17 protein-coding genes are annotated in these 20070 nt (G+C 49.5%); all 17 read left to right on the top strand.

Annotated elements, in window-relative coordinates:
* Positions 1 to 53 precede the first annotated feature (53 nt).
* The 17 genes from M1Q06_RS10025 to mutS all read left to right on the top strand — a co-directional run bounded on the left by M1Q06_RS10025 (position 54) and on the right by mutS (position 20068).
* The gene (locus M1Q06_RS10025) at positions 54 to 782 is read left to right on the top strand and encodes a GntR family transcriptional regulator (RefSeq protein ID WP_058380482.1); all 729 of its coding nucleotides are present in this window, start codon (positions 54 to 56) and stop codon (positions 780 to 782) included.
* 46 nt (positions 783 to 828) lie between these two features.
* Positions 829 to 1908 carry a BMP family lipoprotein gene (locus tag M1Q06_RS10020; protein ID WP_434399500.1) on the top strand — a complete coding sequence of 360 codons (1080 nt, stop codon included), beginning with the start codon at positions 829 to 831 and terminating at the stop codon, positions 1906 to 1908.
* A 167-nt stretch (positions 1909 to 2075) separates the two neighbouring features.
* Complete coding sequence (locus M1Q06_RS10015; protein ID WP_274623706.1) at positions 2076 to 3617, top strand: ABC transporter ATP-binding protein; 1542 nt, start codon at positions 2076 to 2078, stop codon at positions 3615 to 3617.
* Positions 3607 to 4656, top strand: a complete 1050-nt coding sequence (locus M1Q06_RS10010) for an ABC transporter permease (protein ID WP_274623705.1) — start codon at positions 3607 to 3609, stop codon at positions 4654 to 4656. The genes M1Q06_RS10015 and M1Q06_RS10010 overlap by 11 nt, the downstream gene beginning before the upstream one ends.
* 1 nt (position 4657) lies before the next feature.
* Positions 4658 to 5617 (top strand): ABC transporter permease, encoded by a 960-nt coding sequence (locus M1Q06_RS10005; protein WP_121297639.1) that lies wholly within the window; start codon positions 4658 to 4660, stop codon positions 5615 to 5617.
* A 270-nt stretch (positions 5618 to 5887) separates the two neighbouring features.
* Positions 5888 to 7162 (top strand): EF-P 5-aminopentanol modification-associated protein YfmF, encoded by a 1275-nt coding sequence (gene yfmF, locus M1Q06_RS10000; RefSeq protein ID WP_434399499.1) that lies wholly within the window; start codon positions 5888 to 5890, stop codon positions 7160 to 7162.
* Complete coding sequence (gene yfmH, locus M1Q06_RS09995; protein ID WP_121297637.1) at positions 7155 to 8456, top strand: EF-P 5-aminopentanol modification-associated protein YfmH; 1302 nt, start codon at positions 7155 to 7157, stop codon at positions 8454 to 8456. The genes yfmF and yfmH overlap by 8 nt, the downstream gene beginning before the upstream one ends.
* On the top strand, positions 8453 to 9172 hold the full coding sequence (gene ymfI / locus M1Q06_RS09990) for an elongation factor P 5-aminopentanone reductase (RefSeq protein ID WP_434399498.1): 720 nt from the start codon (positions 8453 to 8455) through the stop codon (positions 9170 to 9172). The genes yfmH and ymfI overlap by 4 nt, the downstream gene beginning before the upstream one ends.
* Before the next feature lie 89 nt (positions 9173 to 9261).
* Positions 9262 to 10062 (top strand): YmfK family protein, encoded by an 801-nt coding sequence (locus tag M1Q06_RS09985; protein ID WP_058380490.1) that lies wholly within the window; start codon positions 9262 to 9264, stop codon positions 10060 to 10062.
* 17 nt (positions 10063 to 10079) lie between these two features.
* A complete protein-coding gene (locus M1Q06_RS09980) occupies positions 10080 to 10946 on the top strand; it encodes a RodZ domain-containing protein (protein WP_434399497.1) in 867 nt (288 codons plus the stop codon).
* A gap of 49 nt (positions 10947 to 10995) precedes the next feature.
* Positions 10996 to 11574: a CDP-diacylglycerol--glycerol-3-phosphate 3-phosphatidyltransferase gene (gene pgsA, locus M1Q06_RS09975; RefSeq protein ID WP_211654416.1), complete on the top strand. Its 579-nt coding sequence runs from the start codon at positions 10996 to 10998 to the stop codon at positions 11572 to 11574.
* Positions 11575 to 11598: 24 nt separating this feature from the next.
* Complete coding sequence (locus M1Q06_RS09970; protein ID WP_121297634.1) at positions 11599 to 12852, top strand: competence/damage-inducible protein A; 1254 nt, start codon at positions 11599 to 11601, stop codon at positions 12850 to 12852.
* Positions 12853 to 13027: 175 nt separating this feature from the next.
* A complete protein-coding gene (recA, locus tag M1Q06_RS09965) occupies positions 13028 to 14095 on the top strand; it encodes a recombinase RecA (protein ID WP_121297633.1) in 1068 nt (355 codons plus the stop codon).
* A 228-nt stretch (positions 14096 to 14323) separates the two neighbouring features.
* Positions 14324 to 15883: a ribonuclease Y gene (gene rny, locus M1Q06_RS09960; protein ID WP_121297632.1), complete on the top strand. Its 1560-nt coding sequence runs from the start codon at positions 14324 to 14326 to the stop codon at positions 15881 to 15883.
* Positions 15884 to 15951: 68 nt separating this feature from the next.
* Positions 15952 to 16749, top strand: a complete 798-nt coding sequence (locus tag M1Q06_RS09955) for a TIGR00282 family metallophosphoesterase (protein ID WP_434399496.1) — start codon at positions 15952 to 15954, stop codon at positions 16747 to 16749.
* A 229-nt stretch (positions 16750 to 16978) separates the two neighbouring features.
* Positions 16979 to 17407: a RicAFT regulatory complex protein RicA family protein gene (locus M1Q06_RS09950; RefSeq protein ID WP_058380497.1), complete on the top strand. Its 429-nt coding sequence runs from the start codon at positions 16979 to 16981 to the stop codon at positions 17405 to 17407.
* A gap of 135 nt (positions 17408 to 17542) precedes the next feature.
* Positions 17543 to 20068, top strand: a complete 2526-nt coding sequence (mutS, locus tag M1Q06_RS09945; protein WP_121297631.1) for a DNA mismatch repair protein MutS — start codon at positions 17543 to 17545, stop codon at positions 20066 to 20068.
* Positions 20069 to 20070: the final 2 nt, after the last annotated feature.

Below are 20070 nucleotides of genomic sequence, written 5' to 3'. Positions count from 1 at the left end.
AGTAGGAATGTTTTACATCAGATGTCTGATCTCTGTCATGGGTGGTGAATCGTATGACAATCAAATCGGATCACCGTGCATTGTATCTCCAAGTGATCGATCGAATGAAGCAGGATATTGCTTCGGGTGTCTATAAAGAGAAAGAGAAATTGCCATCCGAGTTCGAATTATCGAAATCACTTGGAGTGAGCCGTGCGACTCTACGCGAGGCGCTGCGGCTCCTGGAAGAAGATAATGTAATCGTCAGGCGCCACGGAGTCGGGACGTTTGTCAATTCGAAACCGGTCTTTTCATCGGGCATCGAGGAATTGACAAGCGTTTCCGATATGATCCGCCAGGCGGGAATGGAACCCGGAGTGGTCTACTTAAGCACTTCGGAGTCCATTTGTTCTGAAGAAGATGTTAACCGCTTTCATTGCAATCCGGATGATACTGTCATTTCCATTGAACGCGTCCGAACGGCAAACGGGGAGCCTGTCGTCTATTGCATCGACAAAGTGCCTTCGGTCTATATGCCAGAAGGTTTTCTCGGGCGCAAAGAAAGTTCCATCTTCTCGGCGCTTGAAGAATCCGGCGATATCCGCATCTCGTATGCGGTAACTTTCATTGACCCAACAGGGTATCATGAAGAAGCGTCGCCGATTCTTGAATGCGATCCAGAAACTGCATTACTCGTATTAAAACAGCATCATTACGATGAAAACGATCGCTTGGTGCTGTATTCCAAGAACTATTTCCGGGCTGATAAATTCAGTTTCCACGTAGTTCGCAAACGGCTGTAAACATCTGATTCCTGCTATTATCAAAAAAACCTTGGGGGTTATCACATTGATTAAACGTAAATTTGGCGTAGGTTTATCATTAATGCTGGCGGCTGGAGTTCTTGCAGCATGCGGAAGCGAAGAAGACACTTCAAACGGCGGCGACTCTGCTGAAGGCGGAGAAGGCACTGAAGAAGCAAGTGATTTCTCTGTAGCAATGGTTACAGATGTCGGCGGTGTGGATGATAAATCCTTCAACCAATCAGCTTGGGAAGGCATCCAAAAATTCGGTGAAGACAATGGCCTTGAAAAAGGCGATGGCGGGTTTGATTACCTCCAGTCGGCTTCCGACGCTGATTACAACACCAACTTGAACAACTTGATCCGCCGTGATTTTGATGTCGTCTTCGGTATCGGCTTCCTGATGGAAGGTGCTGTTAAGGAAATCGCTGAGCAGCAGCCGGATGCACAAATCGCTATCATCGATGCAGTAGTGGATGCTCCAAACGTGGCAAGTGTCATGTTTAAAGAGCAAGAAGGCGCATTCCTTGCAGGTGTTGCTGCAGCATTGATAACTGAAACCGACAAAATCGGTTTTGTCGGCGGTATGGAAATCCCGGTTATCGAGCGCTTTGAAGCTGGATTCCTTGAAGGCGTAAAAGCTGTTGATGATTCAATCGAAGTCGATGTTCAATATACAGGTGCTTTTGATAAAGCGGAATTGGGTAAAACGACAGCAAACCGTATGTACAGCGCTGGAGCTGATATTATTTTCCACGCAGCAGGCGGAACTGGTAACGGCGTATTCACTGAAGCCAAAGAACGCAAAGAAGCCAATCCTGACGAAAACGTATGGGTTATCGGCGTTGATGCTGACCAATACGAAGAGGGCCAAACTGGCGATGCGAACGTTACTTTGACTTCTGTATTGAAACGCGTTGACAATGCAGTTATCGACATCTCAGAACAAGCAATGAACGGTGAATTCCCAGGCGGGGAAACTATCACTTACGGCTTGTCTGATGAAGGGGTAGCTCTTGCGGATTCACGCGGCGCGATTCCAGAAGATGTCATGAGCCAGATTGAAGAATACAAAGAGAAAGTGATTTCAGGAGAAATCGAAGTTCCTGAAACAGTCTCTGAATAAGCTGTAGTTAAATACGGTCATCATAAAGACCGGGTATCCGGTCTTTATGATTTTTTTTCGTCTATTTTTCGAAAGATTAATAGATGAAAGGTTTCTGACAAAAGAAGCCTTTCATGTATTAATTCATTTAAAAAAAGAACTAACCAGTCTCCGAGGGAGTGAGAACCGTGGAATATGTTATTGAAATGCTGAATATCCGCAAAGAGTTCGGGAACTTTGTCGCCAACGACAATATCACCCTGCAGCTTGAAAAAGGGGAAATTCATGCACTGCTCGGTGAGAACGGGGCAGGAAAATCCACCTTGATGAACGTCTTGTTTGGATTGTATCAACCAGAAGGCGGGGAAATCCGCGTCAGAGGGAAGAAAGTGGACATTTCCAACCCGAACGTAGCGAACGATCTCGGAATCGGCATGGTGCATCAACACTTTATGCTGGTCGAGAATTTCAGCGTCACCGAAAACATCATTCTCGGCAGCGAGCCGACAAAGATGGGCGTGACGAACAAAAAAGATGCCGCTCAGAAAGTGGCGAAGTTATCGGAGCAATATGGATTGAATGTCGATCCATACGCCATCATCGAAGACATCTCAGTCGGCATGCAGCAACGGGTGGAAATTTTGAAAACACTTTACCGTGGTGCGGAAATCCTGATTTTCGACGAGCCGACAGCTTCGCTCACACCGCAGGAAATTACGGAATTGATCCAGATCATGAAACGTTTGATCGCTGAAGGCAAATCGATCATTCTCATCACCCATAAATTGAAAGAGATCATGGACGTCTCAGACCGCGTCACGGTCATCCGTAAAGGCCAAGGGATCGGCACTGTCACCACGGCGGAAACGAACCCGAACGAATTGGCTGCTTTGATGGTCGGCCGCCAAGTGACATTCAAGACCGAAAAAGGCCCGGCACACCCGACAGAAGAAACCTTGACCGTTCAAGACCTTGTCGTCGAAGACTACCGTGGCATCGCCAAGGTAAAGAATTTGAATCTGACTGTCCGCAAAGGTGAAATTGTCGGAATTGCGGGAATCGATGGCAACGGCCAATCGGAATTAATCGAAGCGATTACCGGACTGCGCAAAGTCAAAAGTGGCAAAGTGCTGATTCATGGCAAGGACGTAACCGGCATGAAGCCAAGGAAAGTGACTGAATCCGGCGTCGGCCATATTCCACAAGACCGCCATAAGCACGGCTTGGTACTTGATTTCCCGATCGGCCATAATATTGCGCTGCAAACGTACTATACTGCGCCGATCTCGAAGTCGGGAATCATGGACTATAACAAAATTACAGAAAAAGCCCAGCAAATCATCAAGGATTTCGATGTCCGGACGCAAGGTCCGCATGAGCCGGCACGCGCGTTGTCTGGGGGGAATCAGCAAAAAGCGATTATCGGCCGTGAAGTGGACCGCAATCCAGATCTGCTCATTGCAGCGCTCCCGACGCGCGGTTTGGACGTGGGTGCTATCGAATTTATCCATAGCCGCTTGATCGAACAGCGCGATAACGGCAAAGCGGTCCTATTGATTTCCTTCGAGCTGGATGAAGTCATGAACGTCTCAGACCGCATCGCCGTCATCCATGACGGTGAGATCGTAGATGTGGTCATTCCGGAAGAAACGACTGAACAACAACTGGGTCTTCTCATGGCAGGACATGCGGACAAAGACAAGAAAGGCGGGAAGCACCGTGTCGAATAGAGCGACAAACTTGCTGGTCCCGATCGTTTCCGTCGTGCTCGGCCTGATCGTAGGCGCAATCATCATGCTCGTCAGCGGCTATAGCCCGATTGAAGGCTATGCCGCATTATGGAACGGTATATTTGGAGACCTTTACACAATTGGCGAAACGCTTCGCCAAATTACACCTTATCTATTGGCTGGTTTAGCCGTGGCATTTGCTTTCCGCTCAGGGCTCTTTAACATCGGGGTCGAAGGGCAATTGATCGTCGGCTGGTTCGCTGCAGCTTATGTCGGCGTAGCGGTTGAACTGCCGAAAATCATTCATTTGCCGCTGGCGATTTTGGCAGCGGCTGTAGCCGGGGCATTATGGGGCTTTGTTCCGGGGTTATTGAAAGCCAAGTTCCGCGTACACGAAGTTATCGTCACCATCATGATGAACTATATTGCCCTTCACGTTACCAATGCTTTGATCCGAACGGTATCCGAAGGGGGAGACCGCACAGAGCGCATTTTCGCCAGTGCTTCCCTTCGTTCTGAATTCCTGGAGAACTTGACGGAATTTTCCCGTTTGCACTTGGGCTTATTGCTGGCGCTAATCATGGTCGCCGTCATGTGGTTCATCTTGGAGAAGACGACGCTCGGCTTCGAGCTGAAAGCGGTCGGCTTTAACCAGCACGCTTCTGAATATGCAGGGATGAATGTCAATAAAAATATCATTATGGCTATGGTCATTTCCGGTGCATTTGCCGGTCTTGCAGGCGCGATGGAAGCGCTCGGGACGTTTGAGTATGTTTCGTCCAAAGGCGGTTTCACCGGAATCGGCTTTGACGGCATCGCCGTTGCGCTTCTTGGGATGAATACGCCGCTTGGTGTCGTTTTCGGGGCCACGTTATTCGGTTCCTTGAAATACGGCGCACTCAACATGCCGAATGCTGCGGGCATTCCGATTGAGATTGTTGAAATTGTCATCGCCGTGATCATCTTCTTTGTAGCATCCGGCTATATCATTCGTTTGCTGCTGCTCCGAGCGGCCGGCAAAAAGAAGGAGGCGAAGTGATATGAGCTTTTTGGAAATCCTATATTTCATCGTCCCTTCGGCAATTTTCTACGCAGCACCGCTTATTCTTGTCGCAATCGGCGGAGTGTTCTCTGAACGCTCGGGCGTCGTCAACATCGGCCTTGAAGGCTTGATGGTCATCGGTGCATTTGTCGGGATATTGTTCAACTTGCTGTTCGCGGATACATTCGGCGGAATGACGCCTTGGCTGGCATTGATTGCCGCGATGGTCGCAGCGCTTTTATTGTCGCTGCTACACGCCGTCGCATCGATTTCATTCCGCGCAGACCAAGTCGTTTCAGGGGTTGCCATCAACTTATTGGCGATTGCACTTGCGCTTTACTTGGTTAAGAGCATTTTCGATAAAGGCCAGACGGATTTCATCAGCGAACGCTTTGCACGCTATAACGTGCCGGTGTTATCTGAGATTCCTGTCATCGGCCCATTATTCTTCACGTCGGTGTACAATACGTCCTTCTTCGCGATCGGCGTTGCATTTCTCGCTTGGTTCGTCATCTATAAGACGCCGTTCGGCTTGCGTTTGCGTGCAGTCGGGGAGCATCCGATGGCAGCTGATACGATGGGGATCAACGTCGCGAGAATGCGCTATGTTGCGGTCATGATTTCCGGCGCTCTTGCGGGAATCGGCGGCGCAATCTACGCGCAGACGATTACTGGGGACTTCGGTCATGCGACAATTAACGGCCAAGGGTTCATGGCACTGGCTGCGATGATCTTCGGGAAATGGCATCCACTCGGTGCGATGGGCGCAGCTTTGTTCTTCGGCTTCGCACAATCCTTGAGCATCGTCGGTTCTTCGATTCCATACATCCAGGAAATTCCGAACGTCTTCCTGTTGATCTTGCCGTATGTCTTGACGATCTTCGCACTGGCTGGCTTTATCGGCCGCGCCAATGCGCCGAAAGCGAACGGCAAACCGTATATCAAAGGTCAGCGTTAAAAACAACACCGCGAATCAGCGGGAAAAAGCAACTGGCGGGGAGTTCCCCGCCAGTTTTTTTATGGAGAAAATCAAGCAACGGCTATAGGCGATTTGTAAAAACCCTTCATTAAATAAAGCGCAGGAAGCCAAGATTTTGCACGGAAATCGCATAATCGGGCAGGCGCTTGATATTCACCTGCTTTTTTCCAGCTGTTTCCTCCGGTTTCATTGCATTTAAAGGAAAAAGTCCGGTATAGTTAGTGTAAGAATCACGAGAGGGGATCCAACATGTTTGAAACAAAGAAGATTGCACAAGGCGTCCATGTCCACGTACATGAAACGACGCAATTCAAGACCATTAATTTCTCGATCCGCTTCAAGGACCGGCTCACCGTGAAAAATGCTTCCGAGCGCGCAATCCTGGCGAATGTTTTGCAGCACAGCAATGAAATGTACCCATCCCATACAGCACTGCGCATGGTGCTTGATGATTTATACGGAACTTCCTTATACATAGATTCCACCAAACGCGGAGACGACCATATCGTCAATTTGAATGTCGAAACTGTCAACGACCAATATCTATCGGATGAAGGCGTTCTTGAAAAAGTGATGAATTTGATGTATATCGTCCTGTTCAAGCCGAATTTCGAGAATGGCCTGTTCAAGGAAAGCATCTTCAAGCGCGAACAGGAATCCATCGTGCAGCGCATCGAATCGGTATTTGATGACAAAACCCGTTACGCCCAGCAGCGCATGATGGAACTGGGGCTTCCCGGCCATCCAGCTTCGATCACTTCGAACGGTTCGATCGATCAAGTCAAGCAAGTGACGAATGAATCGCTTGTCGCTGCTTATCATCATATGTTGGAAAATAACGAAGTGGAGATTTATGTGGTGGGTGACGTTTCACCGGAATTGATCTCTTCGCATATCCGCGATTATTTCCATTTTACCGACCGCAAAGAACTTCCTGAAAAAGCAGAAAGCCAATTGCAGCCGCCTGAACAGTCCCGCGTGCTGGAATATGAGGACATGAAACAAGGGAAATTGCATATGATGTTCTTCACGCCGGTCACCTTCCGCGATGAGGATTTCCCGGTCATGCAATTGATGAACGGCGTTTTCGGTGGATATGCGCACTCAAAATTGTTCGCGAATATCCGTGAGAAGGAAAGCATGGCGTATTACGTCTCGAGTTCCTATGCATCGCAGTTCGGCTTGATGTTCGTCCTTGCCGGGATCGACCGTAAGCTGGAAGAAAAAGCCGTTTCGCTGATCCTTGGCCAATTGGATGAAATCAAACAAGGTCATATTACCGATACCGAGTTGGAGCAGACGAAAGCATTGCTTACCAACCAGTTAAAAGAAGCGCTCGATTCGGCAAGAGGCCAAATCGATATTTACGATCAATACATGGAACTTTCGGAAGACTTTGAACCTGCCTATTTGATCGAAAGATGGGAAAGCGTGACAAAAGAACAGATTGCGCAGGCCGCAAACAATATGAGTTTGCAAATGACGTATTTCTTGTCTGGCAAGGAGGAAGCAAGTGATGAATAAAATGGAATTCAATCAACTCGAAGAAACACTCTATCAAGAACAATTGCCAAATGGCTTGACGGTTTACATCTTGCCAAAACGCGGTTTTTCGAAAACCTACGCCACGTTCACGACAAAATACGGCTCGATTGACAACCATTTCGTACCGCTCGGTGAAAAGCAAGCGATTCAAGTGCCGGATGGCATCGCCCACTTCCTCGAGCATAAAATGTTCGAAAAAGAAGAAGGCGATATTTTCCAGGAGTTCAGCAAAAACGGGGCTTCCGCTAATGCGTTCACTTCGTTCACACGGACGGCGTATCTCTTTTCAGCGACAGGGCGCATCCAGGAAAACGTCACCACTTTGTTGGATTTTGTCCAAAGCCCATATTTCACAGAGCAGACGGTAGAAAAGGAAAAAGGCATCATTGCACAGGAAATCACCATGTATGACGACCAGCCCGATTGGCGCCTGTATTTTGGCATGATCGAGAATCTTTACAAGAACCATCCCGTCAAAATCGATATCGCAGGGACGGTTGAGTCGATTCAGCACATCACGGCGGAACATCTCTACACGTGCTACCATACGTTCTACCACCCGTCGAATATGACGCTGTTCATCGTCGGAAACGTTGAGCCTGAAAGCATGATGCAATTCGTCAAAGACAACCAGGCGGCGAAAACATTCGATGCGCCTGCACCGATTGAGCGCATTTTCCCGGATGAGCCGAAAGAAGCGGCGGTCAAGGAACGCACATTGGAAATGGCGGTCCAAAAACCGAAAGTCTTTGTCGGAATCAAACCGGAGCGGCTTGATTTGCACGGCCCGGAAATGCTCAAGCATGAATTGTCCGCGCAGCTCGCTTACGAATTATTGTTTGGCAGAACTTCGAATTTCTACCATGAAGCTTACGAAAATGGCTGGATCGATGAATCGTATTCATTCGACTATTCGTTGGAAAGCGGATTCGGTTATGCACTAATCGGTACGGACACGAATCATCCTGAAAAGTTTGCGCAAGAAGTCAAAAAAGCAATTCATCAGGCAGTGGAAAAATGGCCGTTCGGTCAAGAAGACCTGGATCGCGTGCGACGCAAGAAAATCGGGTTTTTCATGCGCGCCCTAAATTCACCGGAATACATCGCTAACCAATTTACACAATATGCGTTCAACGGGATGAACCTTTTCGATGTCGTGCCGGTGCTTGAACAAATTGAAGTGGCCGACTTGCAGGAAGCGTTCGCCTTAGTCAGTGCAGAAAGCCAGCAATCGGTCTTCACGATCAAATCACCGGAGAAAGAACAGGCGTGAAGCGATTCGCTCTGATTCTCGGGGCATCGGGAGACATCGGCGGCGCGATCGCCCAGCAGATGGCGGAGGAAGGCTGGTCGCTTTATCTTCATTACCATTCAACAGCCCTTGAAGCGTTTGCGCAGGAACTCAGCGTGCGCTACCCGCAGCAGGAATTTATTCCGGTACAGGGCGATTTCACACAAGACGGCGGCGCCCAGCAAGTCGCAAACCAAGTGTTCGACAGCTCGTGCGTTGTCTGTGCGAGCGGCCACGCGCTGTCAGGCCTATTGCAGGACACCAGCAGCGCCGACCAGGATGCTTTATGGCGCGTCCATGTAAAAAATCCGATTGAGACGGTGCGGCTGTTGTCGCCTTATTTCAGGAGGCATGAAAAATCCTATGTCATTTTCATTGCATCGATTTGGGGTGAAACGGGGGCTTCGATGGAAACGGCTTATTCGGCCGTAAAAGGCGCACAACTCGCATTCACGAAAGCCTATGCCAAAGAGATGGCGCCGTCCGGCACACGCGTCAATGCCGTATCGCCCGGGTTGATCCGCACGAAAATGAATGACGGGTTGACAGATGAAGACTGGCTGGAACTTGAAGAAGAGATTCCGCTTGGGGCTGGTTCACCAGAAGATATCGCCCATGCGGTTGCGTTTTTAACCAGCGGCAAGGCGGATTATATTACCGGACAGACAATCCGTGTCAACGGCGGCTGGCTGATCTAGCGTACGCCAGCTTTTCATCGTTGTTAATCTAGGCTATCATAAAGGCAATGGACCATAGGATGACACATATATGGGAGGGAGAGTGAAGCATGAAAGAATGGTATTTTGAGTATGAAATCCAAGTCAACCGGCCGGGCCTGCTCGGGGACATCGCGTCGCTTCTCGGCATGCTGCGCGTCAATATCGTTACCATCAACGGCGTAGACCAAGGACGCCGCGGCATGCTCCTGCGTGCAGAGCATGACGTGCAGATCGAACGCTTTGAACAGATCCTCTCAACAATCGAAACCATAGCGGTGACGAAATTCCGCGAACCGAAATTACGGGACATTCTCGCGGTGCGCCATGGCCGTTATATCCAGCGCGATGCAGACGACCGCAAAACTTTCCGTTTCGTGCGGGATGAACTCGGGCTGCTCGTCGATTTCATGGCAGAAATCTTCAAACAGGAAGGCCATAAACTGGTCGGGCTGCGGGGCATGCCGCGTGTTGGCAAGACCGAGTCGATCGTCGCCGCAAGCGTCAGCGCCAACAAGAAATGGATATTCCTGTCGTCCACGATGATCAAGCAAACCGTCCGCAACCAATTGATGGGCGATGAACACAATGACAATAATATTTTCATCTTGGACGGCATCGTCACAAGGCGTTCAGCCGATGAGCGCCATTTGCAGCTCGTGCGGGAGATGATGCGCATGCCGACCATCAAAGTGGTTGAGCACCCCGATAAATTCGTTGAGCATTCTGAGTACAGCATCGATGATTTCGATTACATTATCGAATTGCGCCATCATCCGGAAGAAAAGATCACGTATGAAGTATTGGAGAAAAACACGTTTATGGACAATAAAGACCAGATGGATATGTTCGGCGACGGTTTCAATTTTTAACCAGGCAGGTGATGACGATGGGACAATTGGGCACGAAGCTGAAACAGGCAAGGCTGGAGCAAGGCTTAAGCCTTGAACAGCTCAATGAGCGGACGAAAATCCAAAAGCATCATTTGGAAGGCATCGAGACAGGGGATTATTCGGCCATCCCCGGCGGCTTTTATGTGCGTGCATTTATCAAGCGCTACGCGCAAGCGGTCGGCTTGGATGGCGATTCGCTGTTGATGGAGCACAAAAACGAATTGCCGGAAGATGCACCGGAAGCCGTTCCTGCAGAGCATTTGACGCGCAGGCCCGAGAAGAAAAAACGCAGCTCCGGCCCCGTCGCAGAATCTATGCCGAAGGTGTTGGTAGCATTATTTATCGTATTCATACTATTGGTCATTTGGTATTTCTATCTGCTCAGCACGTCGGGGAACGATGTCCAACAGGAAGAAGAAGGCGGGGGCGATGTGGAATACGAGGCACCGGCTGAACAACCTGAACAACAGCCGGAAGCGGCCGAGGAACAAGCACCTCCCGCTGATGAACCGGAAGAACAACCGGAACCTGAAGAGCCACAAGCCCAATTGGAACTTGAGAGCGTCTCGGGTGAAACGACGACTTATACGTTCTCTGGACCGGCTGACCGGGAGCTTGAATTCACGGCAGAGGGGGCATCATGGCTGACCGTCTTGAATGAAGGCGGCGTGGAACTACTGAGCCTCGCCCGCGTTTTCGAGGCAGGAGAAACGGAAGCCGTTGATGTGTCTGATGAAACGGAAATCTTTATGCGCGTCGGGGATTACTCGATGTTGTCAATCGAATTGAACGGCGAAACGGTGCCGTATGAACAAGAGCGAAAACCGCAAAACATCGTCATCCGTTTTGATGATGCTGAATAGCCATCACCCGATGGCTATTTTTCTGCAAGGATTGAAAGGAGAAAAACAAATGAATATTCCTAACCAAATTACCATTTCACGCATCTTGCTCATCCCGATTTTCATGGCTTTCATGCTTATCGATTTCGGCTGGGGAGAGATGACGCTTCTGGGTGCAACACTGCCGGTTGCGCATTTCATCGGTGCATTGATCTTCATTTTCGCGTCCGCTACCGACTGGGTCGATGGCTATTATGCACGCAAATACAATTTAGTCACGACTTTCGGCAAATTCTTGGATCCCCTTGCCGATAAACTTCTCGTCTCTGCGGCATTGATCATTCTGGTCGAACTTGGCTTCGCGCCGGCATGGGTCGTTATCGTCATCATCAGCCGCGAATTCGCCGTCACAGGCCTTCGCTTAGTGCTAGCCGGTGAAGGGGAAGTCGTGGCAGCCGGCAACTTGGGCAAAATCAAGACCGTCACACAACTATTCGCGATCATTTCGCTATTGCTTTACAATATGCTCTTCGCCTTGGTCGGCATTCCATTCGGCGAGATCATGCTTTATATCGCTTTGCTGTTTACGGTATGGTCCGGATGGGATTATTTCTATGCCAACCGCAAAGGGCTTATGACATCCAAATAAGCGCCACATGAAAGGAAGGTTGCTATGAACGCTGAAATTATCGCAGTTGGTTCGGAGCTCCTGCTCGGCCAGATTACCAATACGAATGCCCGCTTCATTTCCGGGCATCTCGCTGAAATCGGGATCAATGTCTATTACCATACAGTAGTAGGAGACAATCCCGAGCGCTTGAAGGAAACGATCGCTGTCGCGGAATCGCGTGCAGACCTGATCATCTTCTCTGGAGGGCTCGGGCCGACGAAAGACGATTTGACCAAACAGACCATTGCCAACCATCTAGGCACGACCTTATCAATGGATGATGATGCAATGGTATCGATCGCTGCCTTTTTCGAACGGGCAGGGCGCCCGATGACCGAAAACAATAAAAAACAAGCTCTTGTCCTTGAGGGCAGTGAAGTGCTCGTCAACGAGAATGGCATGGCGCCGGGAATGATGTATCAAAACGGCGATCATATGTATATGTTGTTGCCAGGCCCGCCGCATGAATTAGAGCCGATGTTCCAATTCGAGGCAAAACCGAAATTGGTGCGGATGCTAAATGAAGAAAATATCATCCTATCGCATGTCTTGCGGTTTTACGGCATCGGGGAAGCGGAAATCGAAGACCGCCTGCAGGATATCTTGGACAAACAGACCAACCCGACGATTGCACCGCTGGCATCCGCCGGCGAAGTCACGCTGCGCATCACGGCAAAAACGGACACCACGGATGAGGCATGGAAATTGATCGACGGTGCAAAAGAAGAAATCTTGGAGCGCGTCGGCCAATACTTATATGGCTATGATGACGATTCGCTCGCTTCGAAAGCAATCGACCTGTTGAAGCAGCAAGGCAAAACCATTTCGGCAGCAGAAAGCCTGACGGCAGGATTGTTCCAGTCAGAACTCGCATCCGTTACAGGGGCGAGTGCTGTATTGAATGGGGGCGTCGTAGCCTATAATAAGCAAATGAAAGTTCAGCAGCTCGGCATAGCGCCTGAGTTTTTCGAAAAGCACTCTGTTGTCAGCGAAGAAGCGGCAGCCATAATGGCAAAGGCCGCCAGGGAGAAATTCGGCACTGACATCGCAGTGAGCCTCACCGGCGCAGCTGGTCCTGATGCTCACGGAGAAGAGCCGGCCGGGACGGTTTGGATTGGCATCGATAGCGATCAAGGTACACATACTTACCGGCTCGAATTATCCGGCTTAAGAAACACGAATCGCTTACGAGCGGTGAAACTGGCATTGTATTACTTGATACGGACACTGGCAGATGAAGACGCGCGCAAAATTTAATTTTGCGTGTTTTTTCATGCCCAATTCAGGGGAATGATAGGATAGCGAGAATCAAATTCGTGAAACAATAATACGAACACGAATAAACGTTCGCTTTTTTCTTGTAAATTTCTCAATAAACTAGTATACTGAAATCAGTTAGAAAATTGGTTTTCACATAAGAGGAGGATTTCTTTTGAGCGATCGTAAAGCAGCGCTGGATATGGCGCTAAAACAAATAGAAAAGCAATTCGGTAAAGGGTCTGTCATGAAATTGGGTGAAAGCACAGGCCATAATGTCTCAACTGTTTCAAGTGGTTCGTTGTCACTGGACATCGCACTCGGCATAGGCGGATATCCGCGCGGGCGAGTCATCGAGATTTACGGGCCGGAAAGCTCAGGTAAAACAACAGTCTCACTTCATGCCATCGCTGAAGTACAAGCTTCAGGCGGCACGGCTGCATTTATCGATGCGGAGCACGCCCTTGACCCGGTGTATGCAAAAGCACTCGGCGTCAACTTGGATGAGCTATTGCTATCCCAGCCGGATACAGGCGAGCAGGCACTTGAAATCGCAGAAGCGCTCGTGCGCAGCGGCGCAGTAGATATCGTAGTTATCGACTCCGTAGCGGCACTTGTGCCAAAAGCTGAAATCGAAGGCGAAATGGGCGACTCACACGTCGGGCTCCAGGCTCGTCTCATGTCACAGGCTCTCCGTAAACTGTCGGGCGCCATCAACAAATCGAACACCATCGCTGTATTTATCAACCAAATCCGAGAAAAAGTCGGCGTCATGTTCGGGAACCCTGAAGTCACGCCGGGCGGCCGTGCGTTGAAATTCTATTCATCCGTGCGCCTTGAAGTACGCCGTGCAGAAGCTTTGAAGTCCGGCAACGACATCATCGGTAACCGCACGAAGATCAAAGTCGTCAAAAACAAAGTAGCTCCGCCGTTCCGCACAGCGGAAGTGGATATCATGTACGGGCAAGGGATTTCGCGTGAAGGTGAGATCGTTGACCTTGCAGCAGACCTCGATATCGTCCAAAAGAGCGGCTCATGGTACTCCTACAATAACGAACGAGTTGGGCAAGGCCGTGAAAATGCCAAGCAATTCATGCGCGAGCATGAAGACATCCGTAATGAAATTGCAGGCAAAGTCCGTGAACACTACGGCATGACCGCAGCTTCCTATTCAGTATCCGTTCCTAAAGGTGACAAGAAAGAAGCAGAAGACTTTAACTTGCTCACTGACGAAGAGGAATAGGCTGTTCCTGGAACTTTATAATGACTTTCTGTAAAGACTGCGAAGCGAATGCTTCGCAGTCTTTTTACAAGCAAAGGGCGCCGGCTTGGCAGGGTTGACAGCGCATAGGTCCATCTATACAATTAAAATTGTATTATTTACTAATTTTTAAACGAATGATGAAAGACAAAGAGTTATTGATTCATCCTTTGAAAATGTAAAAAATCAATAGCAAGAGGAGGTGTCCGAATGGGTATTACTGAGTTCATCTTCGCTTTGCTTGGTATCATCGTCGGTGTAGTTGTTGGGTATTTTGCATTGAAAAAGGCAAACGATTCCAAAATGGCAGGCGCCAAACATTCCGCAGAGCAAGTCGTCGAAGATGCAAAACGGGAAGCAGAGGCGCTGAAAAAAGAAGCCTTGCTGGAAGCGAAAGACGAAAATCATAAATTGCGTACTGAAGCTGAATCTGAAATTCGCGAACGCCGATCGGAAATGCAGAAACACGAAAATCGGTTGTTGCAAAGAGAAGAAAATTTGGATCGCAAGGATGATGCATTAAACAAACGTGAGGCCGGCCTTGAACGCAAGGATCAGGCTCTTGCCGAAAAACAACAGCATATTGAACAGATGGAGAGCAAAGCTGAGAATTTGGTTCAGCAGCAACAAACCGAAATGGAACGGATTTCATCGTTGACGCGTGAAGAAGCGAAAAGCATCATTCTCGAGCAAGTGGAGAATGAATTGTCGACAGACATCGCGGTCATGGTCAAAGAATCGGAAGCCCGTGCCAAAGAAGAATCGGACAAAAAAGCGAAGAACATCTTGTCGCTGGCGATGCAGCGCTTTGCTGCAGACCATGTAGCGGAAACGACCGTTTCCGTGGTCAACTTGCCGAATGATGAGATGAAAGGCCGCATTATCGGGCGTGAAGGACGCAATATCCGGACGCTTGAAACCTTGACCGGTATCGATTTGATTATCGATGACACGCCGGAAGCGGTCATTCTTTCCGGATTTGATCCGATCCGCCGCGAAACGGCGCGTCTGGCACTTGAGAAACTGGTGTCGGACGGGCGCATCCATCCAGCGAGAATCGAGGAAATGGTTGAGAAGTCAAGACGTGAAGTCGATGAACAAATTCGTGAAATTGGGGAACAAACCACATTTGACGTAGGTGTACATAACTTGCATCCAGACTTGATCAAAATACTCGGTCGACTCCGCTACCGCACGAGCTATGGCCAGAACGTCTTGAAACACTCAATGGAAGTGGCGTTCTTGTCAGGCCTCATGGCAGCAGAGCTTGGAGAAGATGTGACACTTGCACGACGCGCAGGTCTCTTGCACGATATCGGTAAAGCCATCGACCACGAAGTTGAAGGCAGCCACGTCGAGATCGGTGTGGAGCTCGGCACAAAATACAAGGAACATCCAGTCGTCATCAACAGCATCGCTTCCCACCACGGCGACACAGAAGCGACTTCGGTCATTTCGGTCATCGTCGCAGCTGCGGATGCATTATCCGCAGCACGCCCAGGTGCCAGAAGCGAAACGCTCGAGAACTACATCCGCCGGCTTGAAAAGCTGGAAGAGATTTCGGAGTCTTACGAAGGGGTCGAGAAATCGTTCGCCATCCAAGCAGGCCGCGAGATCCGGATCATGGTTCGCCCAGAGCAGATCGACGATATGACAGCTCACCGCCTTGCACGCGATATCCGCAAGCGCATTGAGGAAGAACTGGATTATCCAGGACATATCAAAGTGACGGTCATCCGCGAAACGCGTGCCGTTGAATACGCAAAATAAAAAAACGAAAAAGGCTTCGTTGAATATCCATTCAAAGAAGCCTTTTTCTTATGGAGAAAGGTGATTGCATGAAAGTTTTATTTATCGGGGATATTGTAGGGTCAATCGGGAGAGAAGCACTCGAAAGTTATTTGCCGCGGCTGAAGCGCAAATATGCACCCGATGTCGTCATCGCAAACGGCGAGAACGCCGCTGCAGGACGCGGCATTACCAAATCGATTTACCAGGATCTATTGTTCATGGGGGTCGACATGGTGACGATGGGTAACCATACGTGGGACCAAAAAGAAATTTTTGATTTTATCGACGATGTGGATTACTTGATCCGCCCGGCGAACTTTTCGGAAGAGGCACCTGGACGCGGCATGGGAACTGTCACGAAAAACGGCAAAACTTTGTCGGTCATCAATTTGCACGGCCGCGTGTTCCTTCCTGCACATGACGATCCGTTCAAGATGGCAGACGAATTGATCGAAGAAGCCAAGCAAGTGTCGCCGCTCGTCTTTGTCGACTTCCACGCGGAGGCGACAAGCGAAAAAATTGCGATGGGCTGGCATTTGGATGGCCGCGCTTCTGTCGTTGTCGGGACGCACACCCATGTCCAAACAGCGGATGCACGTGTTCTCCCTGGCGGAACGGCGTATATTTCGGATGTCGGCATGACTGGCCCGTACGACGAAATCCTTGGCATGAAAAAGGACTCGGTTCTATACCGTTTCAAGACGAATATGCCGACGCGCTTTGAAGTGCCTAAATCGGGCCGTTCGGTCGTCAGCGGATTTTTCACGGAGATTGACGACAATACAGGGAAAGCTTTGAGTTGCGAGAGAATCTATATCAATGAGGATTACCCTTTCCAGGCATGATCCCGGTGTCGAATTAACGACAATTGCCCGGACAGCTTGTATCAAGCCCCATCCGTTCAGTATAATGGTTAGAGATGGACGAATGGCTGGCTTGAGACGAAATTCTTGTCGGGCTTAGCGGATTCACTGTACAATCGTAAGCGAAAGTGTTCTGACAGATAGAGAAAATCAAAATACAGCGTCTGATGCCGGCTCTCGGTACCGGACCAGGAAATGGGTGTCTACGGTAATGACTTATACAAAACAACAAATCGTCGATAAAGCGCGTGAAGTGGCGGACATGATCGCTGAAACAGAAGAAGTGGACTTCTTTAAACGTGCAGAAGCACAGATCAATGAAAACCAGCAGATCCGCGAAAAAATCGCCAGCTTGAAAAGCCTTCAAAAACAAGCCGTCAATTTCCAGCATTACGGAAAAGAACGCGCGCTTGAATTGATCGAGAAGAAAATCCAGAAAATCGAAGATGAAATCGACGCTGTGCCGATCGTTCAGGAATTCAAGCAATCACAAAGCGATGTTAACTCGCTATTGCAGATGGTTTCTACGGCGATCGCCAATCAAGTGACGAACAACATCATCACGGATACCGGCGGCGACTTGCTGCGCGGCGAAACAGGATCCAAAGTAAGAAACGATGGCGGCGGAAGCTGCTCATAAGCCACAGCGCGGAACGAATTGCGCGGTAATCTTATAGAAACTGAAAGAGCCCAGCTCTTTCAGTTTTTTCGTTTCTGACTGCGAGTTTGTTATAATGGGGAAACGGACAATTGATTGAATGAGAGAGGGTAGACAATGGCACCGACACCAATGATCCAACAATATTTGCAAGTGAAATCAGAGTACCAGGATGCATTCCTGTTTTTCCGTTTAGGCGATTTTTATGAAATGTTCTACGACGACGCCATCAAAGCGTCCCAGTTGCTGGAAATCACATTGACGAGCCGCGGCGGCAACGGAGAAGACCGCATTCCGATGTGTGGGGTGCCGCACCATTCCGCGAAAAACTATATTGACCAGCTGATCCAAAAAGGGCATAAAGTCGCGGTATGCGAACAAGTGGAAGACCCAAAAACGACCAAAGGCGTAGTCAAGCGCGAAGTGGTCCGCCTCATCACGCCTGGAACGCATACCGAAGGCAAGAGCGTCGATGCCAAGGCGAATAATTTCATAGCGGCGGCCGATGAAGTAGCAGGCGGTTTCGGCCTGGCGTATTTGGACATTTCAACGGGCGAATCAACCGCCACATACATAGCAGGCAACGAAAAAGCATTGCTCAACGAACTCCAGGCGCTGCACATCCGTGAACTGGTCGTCTCGGAGCAATTACGCTTATTGCTAGCAGAAGAAGATCAGCAACTGATTTTATCAGTCGAGCATATGGAAGCGCCTTTTACGGCGGAACCGGCCTTGTTCGCCGAATGCCCGAGCGAGTTGGAAATGTGCGGCAAGCGATTGCTTGCGTATATCGCAGCGACCCAAAAGCAATCGCTCGGCCATATCCAGCCCTTCACATTCCGTGAAAATGCCCGCATCCTAGGCATCGATTATTACTCGAAACGCAATCTGGAGTTGATTGAATCCATTCGCGGCGGAGACAATAAAGGCACGTTATTATGGCTATTGGACGAAACGGTCACGGCCATGGGCAGCCGCAAGTTAAAGCAATGGCTGCATCAGCCCTTGGCGGACCGCTTTGCAATCGAAGCACGGCAGCAAATGGTCGAAGCTTTAATGGACCGCTATTTCGTGCGCGTGGAATTGCAGCAATTATTGAAACAAGTGTATGACTTGGAGCGTTTGTCTGGACGTGTGGCATTCGGCAGCGCGAGCGGGCGGGATTTGGCGCAGCTGCGCAATTCCTTGGAGAAGATTCCAGAACTCGTACGCGAGCTCGCAGATTCAGGCCATGCCTCGCTCGAGCAATTCAGCGCCGGTTTGGACCCGTGCCCGGAAGTTTGCGAGTTGCTGTCAGCGATCAGCGACAATCCGCCACTATCCGCCAAAGAAGGTGGCATCATCCGCGACGGCTTCAACGCGCAATTGGATGAATACCGGGACGCTTCACGAAACGGCAAGGACTGGATTGCGGAACTCGAGCAAAAAGAACGGGCCAAAACCGGAATTCGTTCGTTGAAGATCGGCTATAACCGGATTTTCGGCTATTATATTGAAATTTCAAAAGCCAATATGCATTTGGCGGACCTTGAACGATACGAAAGAAAACAGACCTTGGCAAACGCTGAGCGCTATATTACGCCGGAATTGAAAGAAAAAGAAACCTTGATTTTAACGGCTGAAGAAAAGAGCCTGACACTGGAATACGAATTATTCGTCAGTGTGCGCGAGCAAGTAAAGGAATACATTTCGCGAATTCAGCAATTAGCTTCAAAAGTCAGCGCACTCGACGTCTATATCAGCTTTTCGGAAGTCGCGGAAAAATACCGCTTCACGAAACCGGCATTTAACGACGGGCGGAAAATTTCGATCCGCGAAGGCCGCCATCCAGTCGTCGAAAAAATGCTCAATAAACAGCATTATGTTCCGAACGACTGTGAACTCGGCGACGACGGCAATATGCTATTGATCACTGGTCCGAACATGTCGGGGAAAAGCACTTATATGCGCCAAGTCGCTTTGACGATCGTCCTGGCACAAATCGGCAGCTACGTCCCAGCGGCTTCTGCGGAATTGCCGATTGTCGACCAGATTTTCACGCGCATCGGCGCTGCGGATGACCTCGTCTCAGGCCAAAGTACATTCATGGTCGAAATGATGGAATCGCAATACGCTATCACCCATGCGACGGAACGCAGTTTGTTATTATTCGATGAAATCGGCCGCGGCACTTCCACTTATGACGGCATGGCGCTGGCACAGTCGATGATTGAATACATCCATGAACAGATCGGCGCCAATACCTTGTTCTCAACGCATTACCACGAATTGACGGCTTTGGAAGAAACTTTGCCGAAGCTGAGCAATGTCCATGTCTCGGCAATGGAGCAATCCGGAAAAGTTGTGTTTTTGCATAAAGTGAAACGCGGGCCGGCCGATAAGAGCTACGGCGTCCATGTGGCGGAACTGGCCAATTTGCCGGAAGCGATTTTGCGCCGTGCGCGCGAATTATTGCTTAGTTTCGAGGCAGATAACCACAAAACGCAGCAGCAGGCAGAACAATTATCGTTTTTTGATGAACGGGATACGGTGAATGAAGAAGTGCTGCAAACGATAAAAGATGCGTCGATTTCACGAATGACGCCGCTTGAAGCATTGCAGCTGATCAACGACTTGCAGGAGAAAATAAGCGGAGGAGGCTGATC

Source organism: Planococcus sp. 11815, from assembly GCF_051096385.1.
In the GTDB taxonomy this organism is placed as follows: Bacteria; Bacillota; Bacilli; order Bacillales_A; family Planococcaceae; genus Planococcus; species Planococcus citreus.
The sequence above is the reverse complement of the archived record's forward strand: the minus strand, read 5'-3'. Positions and strand labels throughout refer to the sequence as shown.